The sequence below is a fragment of the Mycolicibacter kumamotonensis genome (genome assembly GCF_002086285.1).
Classification (GTDB): Bacteria; Actinomycetota; Actinomycetes; order Mycobacteriales; family Mycobacteriaceae; genus Mycobacterium; species Mycobacterium kumamotonense.
Window position 1 is genome coordinate 162,380 of sequence record NZ_MVHU01000001.1, and the last position, 25,438, is coordinate 187,817.

At 69.8% G+C, this 25,438-nt stretch carries 5 protein-coding genes; all 5 read right to left on the reverse strand.

The genetic code is table 11. The features are described 5' to 3' along the window. Window positions 1-13: 13 nt before the first annotated feature. From BST28_RS00745 to BST28_RS00765, 5 genes are read right to left on the reverse strand one after another with little or no spacing between them, the layout of a single operon-like run. Window positions 14-4,420: a type I polyketide synthase gene (locus BST28_RS00745; protein ID WP_083079459.1), complete on the reverse strand. Its 4,407-nt coding sequence runs from the start codon at window positions 4,418-4,420 to the stop codon at window positions 14-16. Then, complete coding sequence (locus BST28_RS00750) at window positions 4,417-9,861, reverse strand: type I polyketide synthase (protein WP_083079461.1); 5,445 nt, start codon at window positions 9,859-9,861, stop codon at window positions 4,417-4,419. Before BST28_RS00750 ends, BST28_RS00745 begins: the two co-directional genes overlap by 4 nt. After that, a complete protein-coding gene (locus BST28_RS00755; protein WP_083079565.1) occupies window positions 9,861-15,278 on the reverse strand; it encodes a type I polyketide synthase in 5,418 nt (1,805 codons plus the stop codon). The genes BST28_RS00750 and BST28_RS00755 overlap by 1 nt, the downstream gene beginning before the upstream one ends. Window positions 15,279-15,283: 5 nt before the next feature. Next, entirely contained in the window at window positions 15,284-20,038 is a 4,755-nt protein-coding gene (locus BST28_RS00760) for a type I polyketide synthase (RefSeq protein ID WP_083079463.1), read from the reverse strand. A 19-nt stretch (window positions 20,039-20,057) separates the two neighbouring features. Continuing rightward, window positions 20,058-25,409 carry a type I polyketide synthase gene (locus BST28_RS00765; protein ID WP_083079465.1) on the reverse strand — a complete coding sequence of 1,784 codons (5,352 nt, stop codon included), beginning with the start codon at window positions 25,407-25,409 and terminating at the stop codon, window positions 20,058-20,060. Between the last annotated feature and the right edge of the window lie 29 nt (window positions 25,410-25,438).

Genomic DNA, 25,438 nt, shown 5'->3' on the forward strand with positions numbered 1-25,438 from the left:
CGGTTCTCCTAACCTAGGACAGCTCGACCAGGGTCATCTCGTCGTCGGTGGACTCCATGTCGTCTTCGGCGATGGCCTCGCGGACCAGGTCCATCACCGCCGTCGAGAAGTGGTCGGCGATCGAGCGCACCGCGGACTCCTCGATCCGCCGGCCGTCGTACCACCAGTCCAGGTGCAGCACTCCGGCGGTGCGGTAGGCCCGCAACTCCAACGCGTGCCCCAGGCCGGGCAGACCCTCGCGCACCGGCATCGCGATGTCGGGGTCGAACTGCACCGGTGCATCACCGGCCGACGGCAGCTCGGGCAGCGCCCCGACGTATGCGAAGTGGATGTCGGCGGGTGGGACCGACCCGAACAGCCGCGCGGTCGGCGCATACAGGTAGCGCAGCAGCCCGTAGCCGATCCCGTAATGCGGCACCCCGCCCAGCGTCTGGTGGACTTCTTCCAGCAGCTGCCGTGCGCTGGTCTTCGCGTCGGTGGAACACCTCAGCGCCACCGGGTAGACGGTGGTGAACCACCCCACCGTGCGCCGCAGGTCGACGTCGGGCTTGAGTACCGAACGGCCCGCTCCCCCCATGTCGACGGCCACCGTGCCCTCACCGACTGTGGATGCCAGCGCCCGGCTCAGCCCGGCCAGCAGGATCTCGTTGATCGGCACCCGCAGCCGGCGGCGGGCGTCGTCGATCTCGCTGGACTCGGCCGCCCCCAGCGTCGAGGTGAGCTTGGCCAGATCGGCCGCCGCCGGCGGTTCGGAGACCTCCGCGCCTACCCGCAAGGTGGCGGCTTTGGTTGCCTGCAACCAGTATTCGCGGCTCTCCAACACCGCCGGATGGGTGGCGAGTCCGGCGCAGCGCTGCGACCATTCGGCCCATCCGACGCCGACCGGCTGCAGCTCGATGTCGTTGCCCGCCAGCTTCTGGCCGAACGCGGTGAAGATGTCGGTCAGCAGGATGTCGCGCGACGCCTCGTCGCCGACGGCCGCGTGCAGGCTCAGCCCCAGATAACACACGTCGCCCGCCGAACCCCGGATGTAAAGCGCGGTCAGCGGCGGGCAGGACAGATCCTGCTCGCGGATGTGTTCGGTCAACATGGTGCGCACCGCGTCGTGCTCGGCAGTCAGACCCTCTGGCAGCGAATGGGTGCTGATCTCACCGAAGTCGCCGGGTTCGGCGACGTGCTGTTCCCAGGTGCCGGCGCGCTCGGTGATGCGCAACCGCAGCGCGTCATGGTGATTGACCACCGCGGTGAGCACCGAACGCACGTCCTCGACCGCGACGTCGGGGCGCAGCCGAAGGATCAGCGGAATGCGCCAGTGACCGTGCTCGCGAACACCGTTCTCCAGGAAGTAGGTGATGTTCGGCGGAACCGGCGGGTGCTCGACGTCGCCGAGAGACTGGCGGCCCAACCCGCCGGCGGCGTAGCGGGCGGTCAGTGCCTTGGCCAGCGCCGAAACCGTCGGATTGTCGTAGAGGTCCTGCGGGGTGAGGTCCATCCCCTCATGGGAGGCGGCCATCGCGACACTGATCGCCACCAGCGAGTCGCCGCCGATGTCGAAGAAGTTGGCATTGCGGTCGACCGAAGAGACCCCCAGGCAGACCGCCCAGATGCGTTGCAGCGTCGCCTCCATCGACGGCCCGGCCGAGCCGCCGGCACGGTCGGAGCCGCCCGAGCCGCCCGCCGCGGCCCCGTTGGTCGCCGCGGCGCCGGACACCCAGGTGGCACCGGCGTTGTGCTCCAGCCAATGCCGTTGACGCTCAAACGGATACCCCGGCACCGTGACGCGCTTGGGCTGGTAGTCACCGCGCAGCGGCGACCAGTCCACGTCGACGCCGGCAGCCCAAAGCTGGCCGAGCGCCAGCAGGAAGGCGTCCCGGTCGTCGCGGTTCTGGGCGTGGTGGCGCATCAGCCGGACGGTCCGGTGCCCGGCGGCGAACTTGGGATGGCGGGCCGCCGAAGCGGTCAGCGTGGCCCCGGGGCCGACCTCCACCAGGACGCGGTGCGGATCGTTCAGCAGGGTGTCGATCTCGTCGGCGAAGCGCACCGTCGCCCGCACACTGCGTGCCCACGTCGCCGGGTTGGTGGCTTCGCTGGCCGCCATGTGAGTGCCGGTTAGGTTCGACAGCAGCGGGATCTGCGGCTCGCGCAGTGTCTGACGGGACAGGAAACCGGTGAACTCCGGAATCATCGACTCCATCAAGCGGGAGTGGAACGCATGCGAGGTGCGCACCCGGCGCGCGTTGATCCCGGCCTGCTTGAGCGACTCGGAGAACTCCCGGACGGCCGCCTCGCTCCCGGCGACCACACAGCCGTCGGGATCGTTGACCGCGGCCAGGTCGACCTCGCCGGTCAGGTATGGCCCGACCGCGTCGGGGCTCAGCGGCACCGCCACCATGACGCCGCGCGGGGCGGCGTGCATCAGCCGCGCCCGCATCGCCACCACCTTGATCGCGGTGTCGAGATCGAAGACACCGGCGACGGTGGCCGCGGCGTACTCGCCGATGCTGTGGCCCACCAGCGCCGCCGGACGCACCCCGTAGTGTTCGACCAGTTTCGCCAGCGCGTATTCCACGGTGAACAGCGCGGGCTGGGTGCGATCGGTGCGCTCGAGGTCGCGCGAGGTGCCCTCGAAGATCACCGCACGCAGGTCATAGCCCAGTTCGGCGTCGAATCCGGCGATGCAGCGGTCGAAGTACTCCGCGAACACCGGCTCGGTGTCATAGAGCCCGCGGGCCATCCCGATGTGCTGCGCGCCCTGACCGGGGAACAAGAACACCACCCGGTCGGTCTCCGGCGCATCAGTCACACCCTCGCCGATGAAGACGTTCTCGCTCTCCTCGGTTCCGAGCACGGCGGCGGCGTCGGCGCGGTCGGCGACGACCGCGGCCAGCCGGAGGTTCTCCGGCTTCCGGCGGGCCAGCGTGTAGGCCACGTCGGTCAGGTTCGCCGCATCGGTGTCCGAACCGTCATCTCCGGCCGAAGCCAGCTCCTCGGCCAGGTCCGACCGCCCCTGCTGCAACGCCTCAGCGGTACGTGCCGACAGCAGCAGCACCTGGGGCCCCGGCCGGGGCGCGGGTTGCGCGGACTCCTCCGCCCACTCCTCCACGATGACGTGCGCGTTGGTGCCGCCGACCCCGAACGAGCTGACACCGGCCCGACGGATGCCGTCGGATTCCCAGGGCCCGAACTCGCCGCGGATCCGGAACGGCCCGTCGTCGAGATGCAGTTCCGGGTTCGGGCTGGTGTAGTGCAGCGTGGCGGGGATCGCCCGATGCTTGAGGCACAGGATGGTCTTGATCAGGCTGGCGATGCCGGCTGCCGACTCCAGGTGCCCGATGTTGGACTTGACCGAGCCGACGTAGCAGGGTCCGGACCGCTGCTCCTCCGAGACCGCGAAAGCCTGTCGCAGGCCCTCGATCTCGATCGGGTCGCCCAGCGGGGTGCCGGTGCCGTGCGACTCGATGTAGCTGATGGTGGAGGCGTCGACCTCGGCGACCGCGTGCGCCTCGGCGATCACGTCGGCCTGCCCGGCCGCGGTGGGCGCGGCATAGGTCATCTTGACGGCGCCGTCGTTGTTCAGCGCCGAGCCCCGGATCACCGCGTGGATACGGTCACCGTCGTCGACCGCGTCGGCCAGCGACTTGAGCACCACCACGCCGACCCCGCTGGCGAAGATCGTGCCGTCGGCCCGCACGTCGAACGGCCGGCAGTGCCCGGTCGCCGACACCATCGAACCGGGCTCGTGCCAGTACCCGACGTGGTGCGGAACACGCAGCGACGACCCGCCGGCCAGCGCCATGTCGCATTCGCCGTTGAGAATGCTCTGGCAGGCCAGGTGCACCGCCACCAGCGCCGAGGAGCAGGCCGTCTGCACCGACAGTGCCGGCCCGCGCAGGTTGAGCTGGTGGGCCACCCGGGTGGCCAGGTAATCCTTGTCGTTCTGCAGCGACAGGTTGACCATGTCGAAACTGACGCCCTGCCCGATGATCTGGTTCGGGTCGTAGTGCGACATCAGGTTGTGCAGCAGGTAGCCGCTGGTGGTGCTGGTGCCATAGACGCCGACCGAGCCCTCGAGCTCGCCGGGCTGGTAACCGGCGTCTTCGAGGGCGTGCCAGGCCGTCTGCAAAAACAGCCGGTGCTGCGGGTCCATGGTGCGCGCGGCCAACGGGGTGAACCCGAAGAAGCCCGCGTCGAACTCCTCGATGCCGTCGAGCAGCGCGGCGCGCCGCACGTAGTTGTGGTTGGCCAGCGCCTTGTCGCTGACGCCGGCGGCCCGCAGCTCGTCTTCGGACAACGTCACGATGGATTCGGTGCCGCGCCGCAGGTTGTCCCAGTACGCCGTCAGGGTGCGGGCGCCGGGAAACCGCCCGGCCATGCCTACGACCGCGATCGCGTTGGGCGGCACTTCGTTGTTGGTGCTCACGTTCGGTCTCCTACTTTTCGCCGTGACGCCGCCCGCTGCCGCGCCGCGGCACGCTGCTGCGCCCGGCTCCGAACACCGCCGACATCGTTGGCGCCGTCCGCGGCTTCCGGCGCGGCGAGGCCCAGTTGCCGGGTCAGGTCGGCCGCCAGGTCGGTCAGTGAAGCGCCCTGCAGCAGCAGCGCCACCGGCGGCTCCACTCCGAAGTCACCGCGGACGGTGTTGCGGATGCGCACGGCCATCAGTGAATCCATGCCCAGCTCGGTCAGCGGGCGAGCGGGGTCGATCGCACTGTCTTTCGGGTAGCCCATGATCGCCATGATCCGACCGCCCAGCCGGGCGGTGACCACCTTGGCGGCCTCGGCGGCATCGAGCGTGCGCAGCCCTTCGGGACCCGGCCAGTCGTCGTCCTCGCTGTCGAGGTCGAGTTCTTCGGCCAGCGTCGCGAAATACCCGAGCTGCTGCAGTTCCGGGAAGGCCGCGGCCACCCGATCCAGGCGCAGCCGCGCGACGCCGATCCGGGAGAGGTCACCGCCGAGGATGGCCTCCAGCGCCTCCATGCCCTCGACCGGGTCGATCGGGTCCAGGGCGCTGAACTTGAGGTCCTGAGCGACCCCGACGCCGGACCACTGCCCCCAGTTGATCGTGATCGCCGGCAGACCGGCGGCCCGCCGCCACGCCACCAGGCCGTCCAGCCAGGCGCTGGCCGCGGCGTAGGACGCCTGACCGGGTGCCCCCAGCAGGGACGACGTCGAGGAGAACCCGACCCACCAGTCCAGCTCCTTGCCGACGGTCGCGACATGCAGCCGCAGCGCTGCCGCGGCCTTGGGCGCCCACACCCGGCCCAGGGTGTCCTTGTCGATGCCGACCACGATCTGGTCGTCGATGACCGCGGCGCCGTGGATGACACCGCGCAGCGTCAGCCCGGTCTGCTCCGCGGCGGCCACCAGGCTCTCCGCGACACTGTCGGTGGCGAGATCGCCTGAGACGACGGCGATCTGGGCCCGTTCTTCGAGCTCTGCCAGCACCGCGCGCTGCTCCTCCGACGGCTGCGAGCGGCTGTTGAGCACGATGCGGGCCGCACCGTTGTCGATCAGCCACCGGGCGACCACCAGGCCGATGCCGCCTAGGCCACCGGTCAGGATGTAGGCGCCGTCGCGCCGCACGCTCGGGGCCCCGGTGGCGGTCAGCGTGGCCCGCTTGAGGCGTTCGGCGTAGCGGTGCTCGCCGCGCCAGGCCACCACGTCGTCGGCGCCGGCCAGTCCCAGTTCGGTGATCAGCGCCGCGACCGGGTCGGCGTCGGCGTTGCCGGCGTCCAGGTCCACCACCGCGGTGTGCAGGTCGGGGTGCTCGTAGGCCAGCACCCGCACCAGCCCCTTGAGGGCGCAGATGGACGGATCACCGTGCTCGTCACCCACGCTCAGGCCGTTGCGGCCCGCCAGCCACAACCTCGGCGCGGTGCCGTGCCAGCCGCCGACGATGGTGCGCACCGTCGAGACGACCGACCAGACCAGATCGCGACCGCGGGCGGGTGCATCCGAGCTTTCCGAGCCGTCAAAGTCCCCCCGAGCGGCCAGAACGAGCACCCCCACCGGGGGCCGGTCCGGGTCGTCGGCGGTCCGCGAGAACGCTTCACGCACCGCGGGTTCGCTTCGCAGGTCCGCGGTGATCACCCGGCGGCTCTCGGAAGCGAACCGCTGCGCGAAATCAGCTGCGAGCGTTTCACTTTCAGACCCGTCGGTCAGCACCAGCCAGCTACCGTCGGCAGCGGCGGGCGGCTGCGCGGGTACCGGGACGTCGACCCATTCGGTGTCGAAGATCTTCTGGGTCAACGGCAGCGGCACCGTGCGGCGCTGCACCCGCTGCAGATAGATCCCGCCGAGTTCAGCCGTGATCGTGCCGGTGTCGTCGGTCAGGGTGACCCGCCCCAGGATTCCGCCGTCGTCGTGGCTGACCAACTCGGCGTAGCCGCGGGCCCGCCGACCCACCTCGCCGAACACCCGGATGGTCTCGACCGCGACCGGCAGATAGGTGGCCTCCTCTGCCCCGGCGCCCGCTCCGTTGAGCGACTCGTCGGGCAGCGCCGCCGCCAGGCACTGCAGTGCCGCGTCGAGCATGACCGGGTGAATCCGGTAGCCGCGGTGTGCGGTCGCCTCGTCGGGTAGCACGATCTCGGCCTCCGAGGCGCCCCCGGGCTTGCGGACGATCCGGGTCAACGCCGCGAATGCGGGCCCGTGCTGCAGGCCGGTACGGCGCAGCGCCGTGTACAGGTCCGCCGGGGACAACGTGGTGCCGCCGGTGGACGGTGTCGCCGGGCGCGACGGGGCGGTGGCCGGCTCCGCGGCGGCGACGCGGGCGACCGCATGGCGCGACCAGGCGCCCCCGGGCGCACGGGAATGGATCTCCACTCGCAGTTCGTCGGAGCCCTCGACGTCGTGGAGCAGCCGGGTGGTGACCTCGGTCCGCTCGTCGACCCGCAGCATCTGCTCGACCTCGACGCGGTTGACGGCGACCGCCGACGGGGGCAGGTCCAGGGCCTCGCCGCCGGCGGCCAGCGCCATCTCGGCGAAACCGGTGGCCGGCATCACGACCTGGCCGTGCACCTTGTGGTGCGCCATCCACGCGACGATGTCGGTGCCCACATCGGCCTGCCAGACGTGGCCGTGGCCGGCCGGCAGCTCGACGTGGACGCCCAGCAGCGGATGCGCATCCGCCGAGTGCCGGCTGGCGGCGTTCGCGCCCGCCCAGTACCGGACATGCTGCCAAGGACGCGGCGGCAGGTCGACGCGCCCGACCCCGCCGTCGGGTTGCGGTGCGTCGGCCGACGGCGGTGCGACGGTCGCCAGGCTGGTGTGGAAGCTCAGGGCCTCGGGCTGATCGCGCAGCAGAGTGCCGGTCACGACGTGATCGCCGGCAGGCCGTGCCGATTCCAGGGTCCCGTTGATCGCGTGGGACAGCAGCGGGTGCGGGCTCACCTCGATGAAGCTGGCGTGACCGGCCGCGGCCTCGGTGACGGCCTGGCCGAACCGCACCGGGTTGCGCAGGTTGTGCACCCAGTATTCGGCGTCGAAAGCAGGTGTGTCGCTTCCGGTTTGACCGACCGTGCTGATCAGCGGGATCTTCGGAGCCGACGGCGCCAAGTCGGCGAGCGCGGTCCGCAGCTCGCCCAGGATCGGGTCCACGGTGGGGTGATGCGAGGCCACGTCCACCTCGACGCGCCGGGCCAGCTTGCCTTGGGCGTCCACGATCGCGACCACCGCGTCGACCTGGTCGGGCGGGCCGGCGATCACCGTCTGTTGCGGCGCCGCATACACCGCCACGGTGATATCCGGGTGCGCGGCAACCAGCTTCTCGGCGGCCTCGGCGTCCAGTTCCAGCAGTGCCATCGCGCCCTGGCCGCTCAGTCGGGCCATCAGCTTCGAGCGGGTGGCGATCACCTTCAGGCCGTCCGCGGGGCTCAGCGCACCGGCCACCACCGCGGCGGCCACCTCCCCCATCGAGTGCCCGATCACCGCGTCCGGCTCGACCCCGTGGGATCGCCACAGCGCCGTCAAGGCCAGCTGCATGCCCACCAGCACCGGCTGGATGCGGTCGATACCGACCACCGGCTCCCCGGATTCCAGGACGCCGCGCAGCGAGAACCCGACCTGCTCGACGAAATCGGGCTCGAGTTCGTCGACGGCGGCGGCGAACGCCGGCTCATCGGTCAGCAGCTGACGGCCCATACCGGCCCACTGCGATCCCTGGCCCGAGTACAAGAACACCGTGCCTTTGCCGCCCTGACCGCTGGGCGCAGTGTGCGTGCCGACCACGCCGGGTGCCGGGTATCCGCCGGCGACCGCCCGCAGTCCGGCAACCGCCTGCTCGGTGTCGAGTGCACAGACGGTGGCGAACTTGGCATACCGGCTGCGGTGGTAGTTGACCGTGTTGGCGATATCGGCCAGCGGCACCTCGGCGCCCGGGCCACTCATCCAGTCGGCCAGCGTCGCGGCCCAGGCCGCCACCCGCTGCTCGGTCTTGCCCGAGATCACCAGCGTGGTCACCGGGTCCGCCGGAGCCGGTGCGGGAACCGGATCCGGTCCCTGTTCGATCACCACGTGCGCGTTGGTGCCGCCCAGTCCGAACGACGACACCGCGGCACGCCGCGGGCCCTCGGCCGCCGGCCAGGGCGTCATCTCGGTGGGGACGAACAGCCGCGTCGGGGACGGGTCGATCGCCGGATTCCACTTGGAGAAGTGCAGGTTCGGCGGGATCTGCCCCCGCTGCACCGCCAGCGCGGCCTTGATGAACCCGGCGATGCCGGCGGCGGCCTCCAAGTGGCCGATGTTGGTCTTGACCGCCCCCAGCGCGCAACGGTCGGCGCCGCGTCCGTAGACCTCGGCGAGCGCCTCGAATTCGATCGGGTCGCCCAAACCGGTTCCGGTGCCGTGGGTTTCGATGAGGTTCACCGAGCCGGCCGCGACATCGGCGCTGCGCAGCGCCCGGGTGATCGCATCACTTTGTGCGATGGTGTTCGGCGCGGTCAGCCCGTTGGACCTGCCGTCCTGATTGACCGCCGAGCCCCGCACCACCGCCACCACCCGGTCGCCGTCGCGGATGGCGTCGGTGAGGCGCTTGAGCACGACGATCCCGGCGCCCTCGCCGCGGACGAACCCGTCCGCCCCGGCGTCGAAGGTGTGGCATCTGCCGCGCGGGGAGAGCATCCCCCACTTGGCCATCGCGATCTGGGTCTCCGGCCGCAGGATGAGGCTGACCCCGCCGGCCAGGGCCAGGTCACTCTCGCGCATCCGCAGGCTCTGGCAGGCCATGTGGATGGTGACCAGCGACGACGAGCATGCCGAGTCCATCGCGATCGCCGGCCCGCGCAGGCCCAGCAGGTAGGCGATGCGGCCGACGGCGACGGCGTGGGCGTTGCCGGTGGCCGAGTAGCCGTCAATCGCATCCGGGTTGGACGCAGAAATTCCTTGGTACTCGGTGTAATACACACCCATCATCACCGCGGAGCGGATACCGGAGAGCCGTTCCGGAGACATCCCGGCGTGCTCGAGCGCCTCCCAGGCCACCTCCAGCATCAGCCGCTGCTGCGGGTCCATCGCCTCGGCTTCGCGCGGGGAGATCCCGAAGAAGTCGGCGTCGAAACCGGCGACATCGGAGATGAAGCCGCCCCACTTCGACGACATCCGCCCCGGCGCCAGCGGGTCAGGGTCGTAGTATTCGTCGGCGTCCCAACGGTCCGGGGGGATTTCGGTGATCGCGTCGCGGCCGTTGGCCAGCAGGTCCCAGTAGGCCTCCGGACCCGACGCGTCACCGGGGAATCGGCAGCCGATCCCGACGACCGCGATCGGTTCGGCGGCGGCGATCCGCGACGCCTTCTCGAACTGCTCGGTCAGGGCCCCCCGCTTGTCGGCACCCATCGCCGACATCCTGTTGAAGATCGTCGTCATCAAAAACTACCGCTCTCGCTCCCGGTCGATGCCGACTCGACCTGATCGAACAACTCGTCCAGCACACCGCCGGTGGAGTCGAACGTCAGATGACCGTCGTCTTGTACTGCGTCGTCCTGTGGTGCGTACCGTGATGACAGCAATCCCACCAGATGCGTCGCCAAAGCTGAAATGCTGGGGTGATTCCACAGCATCGACGCCGACAAATCCACTCCCACCAGCTGCTGTGTCTCTTTCAGAACCGTCATCGCGATCATCGAGTCGAGGCCCATCTCCGGGAACGGCTGGTCCACGTCGACCGCTGCCGCCGATGTCCGGAGCTCGCGGGCAAGGATAGCCTGCAGCCTGACCACCAGCTCGTCGCGTCGCTGGTCGGGGGGGATCTGCGCCCAGTCCGGGGCCCCGGCAGCCGACGGGTCTGCGGTCGCCCCGCTTCCCGGTCCACCGGTCTCACCGGCCGCCGTGCCGTCACCGACCAGGTCCTCGAAGAAGGTCAGGTCGCGGAACTCCGGTGAGGTGGCGACCGCACGGTCGATGCGCAACCGTCCCACCCCGACCCGGGACCCGAGGGAGCCGGCGCCGAGCACCGCGTCCAGCGCCTCGACACCTTCGTCGGGGCTGATCGGATCCAGGACGCTCAGGGTCATCGAGGCTCCGAGGCCCACATCGGACCACTGTCCCCAGTTGATGGCGGTGGCGGGCAGGCCGGAGGCGTGCCGCCAGGCCATCAGCGCATCGAGCCACGCGTTGGAGGTGGCATAGCCGAGCTGGCCGGGCAGGCCCAGCAGGGCGGCCATCGAGGAGAAACCCACCCACCAGTCGAGCCGGCGGTCCACGGTGGCGGCGTGCAGCTGCGCCGCGCCGGCGGCCTTGGCCGCCCAGATGCTCTCCAGGCTCTCCGGGGTCACGGCCGTCACCAGCCCGTCACCGAGCACGCCGGCCGCGTGTACGACGCCGCGCAGCGGCCGGCCGGTCTCCTCGGCGGCGGCGACCAGGCGCTGCGCCACCCCCGGCGAACTGATATCACCCGCGACGAAGGCGACCTCGGTCTGGGCAGACAGCTCTTCGAGCACTGCGCGCTGCTGTTCGGAGGGCTCGCTGCGGCCGTTGAGAATGATCCGCCCGGCGCCGCGGGCCGCCAGCCAGCGGGCCACCACGGTGCCCAGCCCGCCGAGCCCGCCGGTGAGCAGATACGAGCCGTCGGCGCGGACGGTGGCCTGGGCCGCTTGCGGCGTCCCGCTGTCGAGGGCGGCCCGGGTGAGGCGTTCGGTGTGGCGCTGCTGCCGGCGGTAGGCGATGACGTCGTCGCGCAGCGGGGCTCCCAGCTCGGCCAGCATCGTGTCGGCCTGGGCCTCGATGCCGGCCTCGGCATCCAGGTCGACCAGGGTGGCGCCCAGGTCCGGTTCGTCGGCCAGCACCCGGGCCAGTTCGCCGGGGAACCGCCAGGTGCGGATCACACCCTTGAGCGCACCGATGGCCGGGTCGCCCGGTTCGTCGCCTGCGACCGCCAGCCCGCCGCGGCTGACCAGCCATAGCCGCGCGCCCTTGGTCCCCGCCCAGCCCTCGACCGCTGCCCGGGCCGCCGTCGACGCCGTCCAGATCAGGTCGCGGGCACGGGCCAGTGCCTGCGGGTCGGCGATGTCGCCGTTTCGCCGTCCGAGGAACACCACGATGCCGGCAGGTGGGTGCGCGGGATCGGCGGCGGCCTGCGTGACCGCCTCGGTCAGCTCCGGCCGATCGGCGAACGGCCCGGTGACGACCTTGCGGTTGGCGGCGGTCAGCCGCGCGGCGAAGGCCGCGGCCAGGTCCTCGGCCCCGCCGTCGGCGGCGTCGGGTTCGGCCAGCAGCAGCCAGCTGCCGTCGGCCGCGCCGGAGGACTCCGGCGCCTCGGTTTCGATCCACTCCGTGCCGAAGATCTTCTGCTCCAGCGGCACCCGCAGCGTGCGCGGGTCGATCGGGCGCAGTTCGATGCCGGTGAGTTCGGCCAGGGTGGCGCCCGCCTCGTCGGTGAGAACGACCCGGCCCACGGCGGCCCCGTCCTCGCCGCCGGTCACCTCGGTGTGGCAACGCACCTGGCGTCCCGCAGGCGCGAACACCCGTACGGCGGCCACCGCTGTCGGCGCATAACCGAGGGCATCGGCCTCGCCGCCGGGGATCGCCGCCGCAAGTTGCCGCAGCGCGGCATCGAGCAGCACCGGGTGCAGCTGGTAGGCGGGATGGGTGGCGACATCATCGGGCAGGGTGAGCACGCTCTGCCCCGAGGGGGTCTCGGCCGGCTGCCCGGCCGCTGCGATCTCGGCGTGGGCATATCGCGACCAGGCTTCGCCGGCCGACCGGGCGTGGATCTCGATCCGGGGCTGCGCCTCCGCGCCGCTGAGCTGCGTGGTGATCTGCATGGCGCCGTCGATTACCAGCGGCTGTTCGATCGCCAGGCCGGTCACCGTGATCGACCCGACGGGCTTCGCGAGTGCTTGGCTGCCCGCTGCCAGCGCCATCTCGATCAGCGCCGCTGCCGGCAGCACGGTTTGTCCCCCAACCTGATGCTCGGTCAGCCACGGCAGTAGCTCAGCGCTCAGGTCGGTCTGCCAGATGTGGTCGCGGCCGGTGAGCAGCTCGACGTGGGCACCCAGCAGCGGGTGGACGTCGAGCGCCTGGCCGGACCGCGCGGGTGCGGAGAGCCAATGGTGGGTGTGTTGCCATGGGGCGGTGGGCAGTTCGGCGAAGCTGCCGGCCCTGACGCCGTTACCGCCGAGGCCCAGTTCGGCGAGCTGCAGGTGGAAGCTCAGGGTTTCGTCGTCGCCCCGGCGCAGCGTGGACGCCACCGTCGCCGGTTCGCCCGCGGCGGCCTCGACCGTTTCGATGATCGAGTGCGTCAACAGCGGGTGTGGGCTGATTTCGATGAAGGTGCCGTGATCTTGTGCCGCGGCATTGATGGCCTGGCTGACCCGGGCCGGCTGGCGCACATTGTCGGCCCAGTAGTCGGCATCTAGAACCGGAGTGGGCCCGCCCGGATCAACGACCGTGGAAAAGAACGGGATCCGCCCCGCCGCCGGCACCACATCAGCCAACTCAGCCCGCAACTCCGCCAAAATCGGATCCATGAACGCCGTATGCGAGGCCACCTCCATATTGACCCGGCGCGCAAACCGCTCCTGGGCCGCCACCGCCGCAATCACCGCATCCACATCAGCCGGCGAACCCGCCACCACCGTCTGCCGCGGCGACAAATACCCCGCCACCGCCACCTGCGGATACCGCCCCAACAACTCCTGCACGGCCCCGGCATCCAACTCCAACAACGCCACCGCACCCTGACCGGCCTGCCGCGACATCAACCGCGACCGCACCGCAATCACCTTCAAACCCTGCTCGACGGTCAGCGCCCCGGCCACCACCGCCGCAGACACCTCCCCCATCGAATGCCCGATCACCGCATCCGGAACCACCCCATAGGAGCGCCACAACGCCGCCAACGCCAACTGCAACCCCATGATCACCGGCTGCACCTGCGCATCACCAGAGATCTCCACGCCGCCGGCAATCACCTCCCGCAGCGAAAAACCCACCTGGCGAACAAACACCGGCTCCAACTCATCAACCGCCGCAGCAAACACCGGCTCATCAGCCAACAACCGACGACCCATCCCCGCCCAATGCGAACCCTGACCGGAAAACACGAACACCGGTCGGGCGCTTGAGGGTCGGATCCGCGGCTCGGCGACGCCGGGGGCGCTCTCACCGGCGGCCAGCGCGGCCAACCCGGCGATGGCCGCGTCGCGGTCGCGGGCGCAGACTCCCGCGCTGTAGCGGAAGCTGCTGCGGTGTTCGCGCAGGGTGTGGGCGACGTCGGCCAGGGGCACCTCGGCACCATCACCGGCCAACCACTGCGCCAACACCCCGGCAGTGGCCGCAATCCGCGCCGGCGACTTACCCGAGACCACCAACGTGCTCACCACCGGCACCTCAGCAGACCCCGCAGACTCCGCCGACTCGACAACCGGAGCCTGCTCGACGATCACATGCGCATTAGTGCCCGACACCCCGAACGAGGACACCCCCGCCCGACGCGCACGAGACACCGCCGGCCACCCCATCGCCTGCGCCGCAATCTCAAACTTCGACGCCCCCGCACCCGCATTCGGCGTCAACTGCGAAAAATTCAAATGCCGCGGAATGAACCCATGCTGCACCGCCAACACCGTCTTAATGAAACCCGCAACACCAGAAGCAGATTCAAGATGACCAAGATTGGTCTTGACCGACCCCAACACCAACGGCGCCGACGAACCCCGCTCACCGAACACCGCCGACAGCGCATCCAACTCGATCGGATCACCCAACGCCGTACCCGTACCATGCGCCTCGACATAATCGATATCGCCCGGCTCCAACCGCGCCGACGCCAACGCCGCCCGCACCACCTTCTGCTGCGCCGGACCCGACGGCACCGTCTGACCCGACGACGGCCCATCCTGATTCACCGCCGAACCCCGCACCACCGCCAAAATCCGGTCACCATCACGCTGGGCATCCGACAACCGCTTGAGCACCACCACCCCGGCACCCTCGGAACGCACATAACCGTCCGCGCCGGCGTCAAAGGTCTTGCACTGCCCATCCGGCGCCAACATCCCCCACCGCGACGTCGCAATACTGTTCTGCGGGGTCAACATCAAATTCACCCCGGCGGCCAGCGCCTGATCCGACTCGCGGCGCCGCAAACTCGCACACGCCAAATGAATCGTCACCAACGACGACGAACACGCCGTATCCAACATGATCGCCGGACCATGCACACCCAAGAAATACGCCAACCGGCCGGCCGCGAAATTGGCGGCGTTACCGAAGGGGACGTAAGGATCGATTTCTGCGGGGCGGATACCGCCGACGATATTGAGGGCGTAGTCGTTGGTGGTCATGCCGACGAAAATGCCGGTCTGGGTGCCGCGGATCGCCTCCTTGGTGATCCCGGCATGCTCCAACGCCTCCCAGGCCACCTCCATCAACAACCGCTGCTGAGGATCCATCGCATCAGCCTCACGCGGCGAAATACCAAAAAACTCCGCATCAAACTCATCAGGCCGCCACGACGTCAAAAACCCGCCCTCACGAGAACAAATCGTCCCCGGCACCGAATGATCCGACGAATAAAACGCATCCGCATCCCAGCGCTCCGCCGGAACCCGAACAATCCCCGACCCCTCAGCACACAACAACCGCCAAAAACCGGCCGGATCATCCACCCCACCAGGAAAACGACAACCCAAACCCACCACCGCGATCGGCTCAGTATCCCCGGCCTCAGCCACCGCCAACCGCGCCGTCAAATCATCAATCTTGCGCAACGCCTCAGCGACAATCGAGCGACGATCCGACCCCCCGGCCGACTCGGCCCTCCCTGCCGACGCGGAACCTATCTCGCTCAACTCAACCTCTCCGAGAGCTGCGCGAGCAGCTCGTCATCGCTCATGTCGTCATAGGCGTCGGTGCTGTCCTGCTCGGTGGCCTCGACCAGCTCGGGCAGGATCGTGGCCAGATATCCGGTCAGCGCCTCGATGGTCGGATAGTCGAAGACCACTGCGGCCGGCAGGGTTTCGCCGAGACTGTCCGACAGTGCCCGCTGCAGGGTGACGCTCATCAGCGAATCCATGCCGGAGGCGAAGAATCCGGCGGTGGGGTCCAGAGCGTGGCGTGACGCCAGACCCATCGCGGCGATGACCTGCGCGGTGACGTGGTCGCGCAGCACCTCCAGGCGCTGTTCGGGTTCGGCTTCGGCTAGGGCGCGGCGGAACTCGGTGGTGACCGGCGCCAATCCGTCGGCGGGCTCGGCGACGGCCAGCAGGTCGTCGACGATGTGCAGTGCCGCGCGGGTGCGGTAGGCGGTGGCCAGCCGCGGCCAGTCCGCCGCCACCACGGTGTGCCGCACGGCGCTCTGCGTCCCGATCACCAACGGCAGTGCTCCGATCGCCACCTCATCGGCCATCGGCTCCAGGCCGGACTCCACGGTCACCTGGCGTTCGGCGTCGGACTGGGTGTCGTTCAACGACTTCCACAGCCCCCAGTTGATCGCGGTGGCCGGCAGTCCGGCGGCGCGACGTGCGTAGGCGAAGGTGTCCAGGAAGGTGGTGGTCGCCGTGTAATGCGCCAGCCAGCGCGATCCGGTGATGCCCGAGATCGAGGAGAACAGCACGAAATAGCGGACCGGGTGCCGTAGCGACAGCTTGTGCAGCACCGCGACCACGTCGAGCTTCGGCCGGAACATGGCGGTGACGTCGTCATCGGTCATGTCGCGCAGCGTCACCGGCCCGCCGGCGAAGGCGGCCACGTGAATCCCGGCCAGCGGCGGCAGGTCGGCGCCGAACCGGTCGAACAGTGCGCTCATCGCGGTCTCGTCGGCGGCATCGGCGGCCACCGTCACCAGCGTCGTGCCGGTCGAGGACAGTTCGGCCGCCAGCTCGTCGAGACGTGTGCCCGGACGACGCGAGACCGCGACAATGGTCCTGGCCCCACTGGCCGCCAGTTGCCGGACCAGCTGCGGTCCGATGTTTCCGGTGGCGCCGATCACCAGATGGCAGCTGTCCGTGTCGAACTCGACCGGTACCGCGGCCCCGGTGGGGCGGCCCCTGCGCAGCCGCGGGACGCGGCGGAGACCGGCGCGGTAGACGATCTGGTCCTCGGTGTCGGCGGCTCCGGCCTCGGCGCGAAGGTACCCGGCCACCACCGACGCCGGAACGGACTCGTCGACGTCGACGACCCGGCCCCAGATCTCGGGGTGTTCCAGGGCCAGGGTGCGGCCCAGTCCCCACAACACGGCATGCGCGGGGTGGGCCCGGTCGCCGTCGCCGACCGGTTGGGCGTTGCGCGTGAGCAGGTACAGCCTCGGCGACTCCGGCCGGTCCAGCAGGGCCGCCGCCAGCCGCCGCCCGGCGTTGAAGGTGTCGTAGGCCGGTGCCGCGCTCAGGTCCGCGGAGACGGTCGGCGCATACAGCACATGGGTGACCCCGGTCAGTGCCGCCGACAGTGCCGCCGGGTCGGCGCCGGCGGCCAGCGCCGAGGTGCCCAGGGTGGTCACCGCGCCGAGTTCGGAACCCAGCTCGTCGTCACCGATCACCAGCCACCGCGGGTCACCGGCGGTGTCAGCGGCCGTCACGGCCGCCGCTTGCGGCCAGGTCAGCTCGCACCACCAGTCGGTGGGCAGCGCGCCGGGGCTGCCGGTGGCCCGGTCAACGGCGGTGGTCCCCGGCCCCGCGGCGCCGCGGATGGAGACGGTATCGATCCAGTAGCGGCTGTGCTGCCACGGCGTGGCCGGCAACACCGGATGCGGTTCCGGCGGGTGCGGGGTCTGCGGCGGCTGGGCGGTGTGCGTGCGGTTGAGGCTGGTGTGGAAGCTGATCGCGTCGTCGGCGTTGCGCGTCAGGGTTCCCACGCTGTGGTGGTGACCGCCGAGTGCTTCCACGGTGTCGGCGATCGCGTGGGTGAGAATCGGGTGGGCGCTGACCTCCACGAACGTGGTGTACTCGCCGGCCGCGGCGGCGACCGCCTGGGTCAGCAGCGCGGGCTGGCGAACGTTGTTCACCCAGTAGTCGGCGTCCAGCAGCGGCATCCCGCCGGCCGGCATGGCGGCATCGGTCACGGTGGAGAAGAACGGGATGGTCGCGACGTCGGGGGTCAGGTCCGCCAGCGCCGCGCGCAGGTCGGGCAGGATGGGGTCCATCAGCGCGGTGTGCGAGGCCACCTCCATGTTGACCCGCCGGGCGAACTTGTTCTGGCCGCTGACGGCGGCGATCACCGCGTCGACCGGCGCCACCGGTCCGGCCACCACGGTCTGCTTGGGCGACAGGTATCCCGCCACGCTGACATCGGGGTAGCCGGCGATGAGCGCCTCGGTGGCTTCGCTGTCCAGGTTGAGCAACGCCACCGCGCCCTGGCCTGCTTGTTGTGACATCAGCCGGGAACGGGCCGCGATCACCCGGAATCCGTCGGCCGGACTCAGTGCGCCGGCCACGACAGCCGCGGTCACCTCGCCCATGGAGTGACCGATGACGGCGTCGGGGTGCACCCCGTAGGAGCGCCACAACTCGGTCAGGGCCAGTTGCAGCCCCATCAGGACGGGCTGCACCTGGGCGTCGCCGCTGACCGGTTCACCGCCGGAGATCACCTGCCACAGCGAGAACCCGACGTGTTCGACGAATGCCGGTTCCAGCACGGCCAGGGCCCGCGCGAACGCCGGTTCGTCGGTGAGTAGTTGCCGACCCATGCCGGCCCAGTGCGAGCCCTGCCCGGAATAGACGAAAACCGTGCCGGGCCCGCATGGCCCGTCGTGCGGACCGACGACACCGTCGGCCGACGTACCGGCGGCCAGCGCCTGCAGGCCGCTGATCGCCTGGCCGCGGTCCCTGGCGCAGATGGTGGCGAACTGGGCCTGCCGGGCGCGGTGGTGGTTGAGGGTGTGCGCGACGTCGGGCAGGTCGACCTCGGCGCCGGCCCCGTCCAGCCAGGCGGCCAGGTCGGCGGCGGCCGCTGCGATCCGCTCCGGGGTCCGTCCCGAGACCACCAGGGTGGTGACTGCTGGATCCGCTTCGCGGGCAGTGACTTTGGCGGGCGGCGCCTGTTCGAGCACCACGTGCGCGTTGGTGCCGCCGAAGCCGAAGGAGGAGACCCCGGCCCGCCGCGGATGCTCGGTGGACGGCCAGTCCTGTTGTTCGGCAACGACCTTCAGTCGCAACTGGTCGAAGGCGATGTGGGGATTCGGCGCGTTGAAGTGCAGGTTGCGCGGGATCTGGCCTCGCTGCACGGCCAGCACGGTTTTGATGAAGCCGACCATGCCGGCGGCCGCCTCGAGGTGACCGAGGTTCGACTTGGCGGCACCGAGCAGCAACGGCGCATCCGCGGGGCGTCCACGCCCCAGTACGGTGCCCAGCGCCCGGGCTTCGATCGGGTCGCCGAGCAGGGTTCCGGTGCCGTGGGTTTCGACGTAGTCGACTTCCTGCGGCGCGATCCCGGCGTCGGCGTAGGCCGAGCGCAGCACCGCCATCTGGGCGGCCGGGTTGGGCGCCAGCAGGCCGTTGGAACGGCCGTCTTGGTTGATCGCCGAGCCGCGGACCACCGCCAGCACCCGGTCGCCGTCGCGGCGGGCGTCCGACAGGCGCTTGAGCACCACGACACCGCAGCCCTCACCACGGACGAATCCGTCGGCTTCGGCGTCGAACGCGTGGCAGGCGCCGGTCACCGACAGCGCTCCGCTCTGGTCGAAGCCGCGGAACACCGCCGGGGACATCAGCAGGTTCACCCCGCCGGCGATGGCGGTCTCACACTCGCCGGTGCGCAGGCTCCGGCACGCCAGATGCAGGGCGACCAGCGACGACGAGCACGCGGTGTCCACGGTCACCGAAGGGCCGCGCAGGTCCAGGAAATACGACAACCGGTTGGCGATGATGCTCAGTGCGCCACCGGCGTTGCTCCAGGCGTCCACGCCGGTCAGGTCGGCGGATGCGTGGCAGCCGTACTCGGTGATGCTGGCACCGACGTATACGCCGGTCTGCGAGCGCCGCAAGGAGGTCGCCGGAATTCCGGCGTACTCCAACGCTTCCCACGCCACTTCCAGCAGCAGCCGCTGCTGGGGGTCCATCTTGACGGCTTCGCGGCTGGAGATCTCGAAGAAGTCGGCGTCGAAGGCGGCGATGTCGCTCAGGAACGAGCCCCAGCGGGTGGTGCGGGCGATCGCGTTGGCGGTCTCGGGAGAGCCGTCGTCGAACGGCGCCCAGCGGTCCGCCGGTACCTCCGTGACCGCATTGCCACCGTCGATCAGGAACTGCCACAGCGCTTCCGGGGAGTTGATGTCGCCGGGGAACCGGCAGCCCAGACCGATCACCGCGATGGGCTCGTCGGTGCCGAACCGACCCGGCTCGGGTGCGGACTCCTCGTCGGCGGACTCCGGCTCAATGAGGAACCGGGCCAGCTCCGCGACCGACGGGTGCTCCCAGAGTTCGACCGGCGAGACCTTGCGACCGAGCAACTCCGACAGCTCGCCGCAGAGCACCACCGCGTCACGGGATCCGACACCCAGGTCGTTCAGCGACGAGTTGAAATCGATCTCGTCCGGGCTGCAGCCGATATTGGTGACCAGGTAGTCGGCCAGCCAGTTACGCAGTGATTCTTCGTCAAACGCTGCGGTCATGCGGGGAACCCGATTCCCACTAGATCCCGTCCCATCCGGCCGGAGCCGATTCCACGCTGTCGAACAGCTCATTCAACACACTGTCGGCCGACTCGGCCAGCTCGCCATTGGTGGCCGCCGGGTCGGCGCCGGAGTCCTCTTGCGGCAGCAGCTTGCCGGTCAGGTGGGCCGCCAGCGCCGCAGTCGTCGGGTGGTTCCACAGCATCGTCGCCGAGAGCTCCAGACCGACCAGGGCTTCGATATCGCGGCGGACTGCCATGGCCATCACCGAGTTGAGGCCGAGCTCGGCGAATGGCCGGTCCAGCTGTAGTTCGGCCTCGGGCATGCGAAGCTCGCGGGCCAGGATGCTGCGCAACCCGAATTCCAGCTCGCTGAGTATCTCATCGGCGGGCAGCTGCGCCCAGTCTCGGGTCGGTGCGGCGCTGTCGGCCGGCCCGCCCGGCTCGCCTGTCGAGGGCAGCGGCACCATGACGGCCTGGGCGACGTCGTAGTGCTCCACGTGGTCCCAGGCGGCGAAGGCCTCGGCCGGTGAAATCGGCCGGGAGCCCATCCGCTCCAACTCGTGCAGCACGACGTGCGCCTCGGCGCCGAAGCCGAGGCCCTTCCAGGCCACCCAGTCCAGGCTGACGCTGTGGCAGCCGCGCTGGTGGCGGGCGCGGGCCAGACCGTCCAGGTAGGCGTTCGCGCTCGCGTAGGCGCCCTGTCCGGGCACCCCGAACACCGCACCGGCCGCGGCGGTCATGAAGAAGAAGTCCACGCTGGCCGGCGGGAACAGTTCATGCAGCACCTGGGCGCCGGCGACCTTGGGCCACATGGTGTCCCGGAGCCGGTCGTCGTCGACCTCGGTCAGCAGCTGTCCTTCGGTGACGCCGGCGGCGTGGATGATGCCGCGGATCGGAGGCGCTCCCGCGGCGTCGCGGCGGGCCAACAGGTCGACCACACCGTCTCGGGAACCGATGTCGAGGGCGGCCACGTCGACGGTGACGCCGCGGCGCTCCAGCGCCCGGATCGCGGCGATCTTGCGCTGGAGGTCGGCGTCGAGGTCCTGATTTTCTTTGCCATCCCAGTCCCGTCGCGGCGGCAGCGCGCTGCGCCCGGCCAGCACCAGCCGGCGGGCGCCACGGTCGGCCAGCCACCCCGCCATCAGCAGGCCGAGTGCTCCCATGCCGCCGGTGATCAGGTAGGCGCCGTCGGGTTGGCAGACCATCGGCTCGCGTTGCGGCGGGCCGGAGATCGGGGTGAACGTCGGCGCGAGGAACTGACCGTCGCGCAGCACCAGGATTGATTTCGCCGGGGTGCGCAGCACCGTCGACAGCGTCGCGACGCACTCGGTCATCGCGACGGGGTTTTCGGGCAGGTCGATCAGTCCGCCGCACAGCTGCGGTTGCTCGGCCCTGATCACCCCGGCCAGGCCCCACAGGCAGCTCTGACGCACCGCGGCATCGGAGGCGGCCTCGTGGACGCCGTGGGTGATGATCCACAGCGCGGGCGGGTGGGCGTCGCGCTCAGCCAGCCGCGACACCAGGCCGGACACCTCGCTGACCAGCCGCGATGTGCAGTCCAGGTCCGTCTCGTCGGGCCGGGCGTCGGCGACGTAGACCACGGCCTGGGCCTCGCCGACGCCGGCCGTGCAGTGGCCGGCTGCGGTCAGTCCGCTGCGCAGGGCCTCGGCCGCGTCGCCGTCGCCGACCACCGCCAGGGTGGCGGGCTGGTCGGGGGTCTGGGGCGCCGCGTCCCAGGGCTGCCATTCGATCGCGTGCGCGATCGCGCTGGGGTCCTGGGCGGGGGTCGCCGTGTCCAGTGCCGTGTAACGCAGCCCGTGGATCTCGGCGCAGGCCGCACCCTCGGGTGTGGTCACGGCGATGTCGACGACGAGTTCCCCCTCGCCGGCCTCGCGCCGGTGCACGGTGACGCCGGCCCGGCCGTCGGCGGGCGGTTCACCGAATCGGACGCTGTCGACCGCGGCGGGCACCATCAACTCGGGGTTGGATCCGTCCACCAGGCGTGCGACGTGCAGCGCGGCGTCGACCAGCGTCACCGTCCCCGGCGCGGATGCCGTCGCTTCGATGTCGGCCCGCAATTCCACCGGGGTCGACCGCCCCGAGGTGATCGACCACTCGAAGGGCCGTCCTTCGCTGCCCCAAGCCAGCCACAGTGAGGTCACCGCATCATCATCGAATTGCGTTCCGGCGTGGCCGTTCTTGTGCATCGCATCGGCGCCGTCCGGGACGGATTCGCCGCGTGGCGCGATGCGCGCGCTGAGGTGTTTGATCCAGCGCACACCCCCGTCGTCGGACGCCGGGTCCGATGGCACCACCTTCGACGACACGACGATCGATTCGGCGTCGGCGACGACCTGGATGGTCCGGGGCTTGTCGACGATGATCGGGTGCTCGAAGCGGATGTCGGTGACGGCCGGGTGGCCGTTCACCTCGATCGCCGCATCGGAAAGCGTTTGCAGCAGTACCGATGCGGGCACCAGCTCCACACCGTTGTTGCGGTGGCTGCCCGGGTACGGCTTGGACTCCGGAGCCAGCCGCGCCTGCCACAGGTGGACGGTCGGTGTGCTGCCGATCTTGATGTGCGTGCCCAGCAGGACGCCGGGCCTGGGTGCGGATTCGGCTGCGGTGAAGGAGCTTTCGGTCTCGAGCCAATGGTGGGTGTGCCGCCACGGCGTGACGGGCAGCACCGGGTGCGGCTCAGCCGGATGCGGCAACTCGCGAGGGCTCACCGGGTGCGCGCCGTTGAGATGCTGGTGGAAATTCACGGTGTCGTCGCCGTCGCGCACCAAGGTGGCCACAGTGCAGTGCGGAACCGACTCCAGGTTCTCGTCGATGGTGTGCGTCAGGATCGGGTGTGGGCTGATTTCGATGAAGGTGCCGTGATCTTGTGCCGCGGCATTGATGGCCTGGCTGACCCGGGCCGGCTGGCGCACATTGTCGGCCCAGTAGTCGGCATCTAGAACCGGAGTGGGCCCGCCCGGATCAACGACCGTGGAAAAGAACGGGATCCGCCCCGCCGCCGGCACCACATCAGCCAACTCAGCCCGCAACTCCGCCAAAATCGGATCCATGAACGCCGTATGCGAGGCCACCTCCATATTGACCCGGCGCGCAAACCGCTCCTGGGCCGCCACCGCCGCAATCACCGCATCCACATCAGCCGGCGAACCCGCCACCACCGTCTGCCGCGGCGACAAATACCCCGCCACCGCCACCTGCGGATACCGCCCCAACAACTCCTGCACGGCCCCGGCATCCAACTCCAACAACGCCACCGCACCCTGACCGGCCTGCCGCGACATCAACCGCGACCGCACCGCAATCACCTTCAAACCCTGCTCGACGGTCAGCGCCCCGGCCACCACCGCCGCAGACACCTCCCCCATCGAATGCCCGATCACCGCATCCGGAACCACCCCATAGGAGCGCCACAACGCCGCCAACGCCAACTGCAACCCCATGATCACCGGCTGCACCTGCGCATCACCAGAGATCTCCACGCCGCCGGCAATCACCTCCCGCAGCGAAAAACCCACCTGGCGAACAAACACCGGCTCCAACTCATCAACCGCCGCAGCAAACACCGGCTCATCAGCCAACAACCGACGACCCATCCCCGCCCAATGCGAACCCTGACCGGAAAACACGAACACCGGTCGGGCGCTTGAGGGTCGGATCCGCGGCTCGGCGACGCCGGGGGCGCTCTCACCGGCGGCCAGCGCGGCCAACCCGGCGATGGCCGCGTCGCGGTCGCGGGCGCAGACTCCCGCGCTGTAGCGGAAGCTGCTGCGGTGTTCGCGCAGGGTGTGGGCGACGTCGGCCAGGGGCACCTCGGCACCATCACCGGCCAACCACTGCGCCAACACCCCGGCAGTGGCCGCAATCCGCGCCGGCGACTTACCCGAGACCACCAACGTGCTCACCACCGGCACCTCAGCAGACCCCGCAGACTCCGCCGACTCGACAACCGGAGCCTGCTCGACGATCACATGCGCATTAGTGCCCGACACCCCGAACGAGGACACCCCCGCCCGACGCGCACGAGACACCGCCGGCCACCCCATCGCCTGCGCCGCAATCTCAAACTTCGACGCCCCCGCACCCGCATTCGGCGTCAACTGCGAAAAATTCAAATGCCGCGGAATGAACCCATGCTGCACCGCCAACACCGTCTTAATGAAACCCGCAACACCAGAAGCAGATTCAAGATGACCAAGATTGGTCTTGACCGACCCCAACACCAACGGCGCCGACGAACCCCGCTCACCGAACACCGCCGACAGCGCATCCAACTCGATCGGATCACCCAACGCCGTACCCGTACCATGCGCCTCGACATAATCGATATCGCCCGGCTCCAACCGCGCCGACGCCAACGCCGCCCGCACCACCTTCTGCTGCGCCGGACCCGACGGCACCGTCTGACCCGACGACGGCCCATCCTGATTCACCGCCGAACCCCGCACCACCGCCAAAATCCGGTCACCATCACGCTGGGCATCCGACAACCGCTTGAGCACCACCACCCCGGCACCCTCGGAACGCACATAACCGTCCGCGCCGGCGTCAAAGGTCTTGCACTGCCCATCCGGCGCCAACATCCCCCACCGCGACGTCGCAATACTGTTCTGCGGGGTCAACATCAAATTCACCCCGGCGGCCAGCGCCTGATCCGACTCGCGGCGCCGCAAACTCGCACACGCCAAATGAATCGTCACCAACGACGACGAACACGCCGTATCCAACATGATCGCCGGACCATGCACACCCAAGAAATACGCCAACCGGCCGGCCGCGAAATTGGCGGCGTTACCGAAGGGGACGTAAGGATCGATTTCTGCGGGGCGGATACCGCCGACGATATTGAGGGCGTAGTCGTTGGTGGTCATGCCGACGAAAATGCCGGTCTGGGTGCCGCGGATCGCCTCCTTGGTGATCCCGGCATGCTCCAACGCCTCCCAGGCCACCTCCATCAACAACCGCTGCTGAGGATCCATCGCATCAGCCTCACGCGGCGAAATACCAAAAAACTCCGCATCAAACTCATCAGGCCGCCACGACGTCAAAAACCCGCCCTCACGAGAACAAATCGTCCCCGGCACCGAATGATCCGACGAATAAAACGCATCCGCATCCCAGCGCTCCGCCGGAACCCGAACAATCCCCGACCCCTCAGCACACAACAACCGCCAAAAACCGGCCGGATCATCCACCCCACCAGGAAAACGACAACCCAAACCCACCACCGCGATCGGCTCAGTATCCCCGGCCTCAGCCACCGCCAACCGCGCCGTCAAATCATCAATCTTGCGCAACGCCTCAGCGACAATCGCCCGGCGGTCCGGCCCCCCGGCCGGTACACCATTCATCTCGCTCAACTCAACCTCCCCGAAAGCCG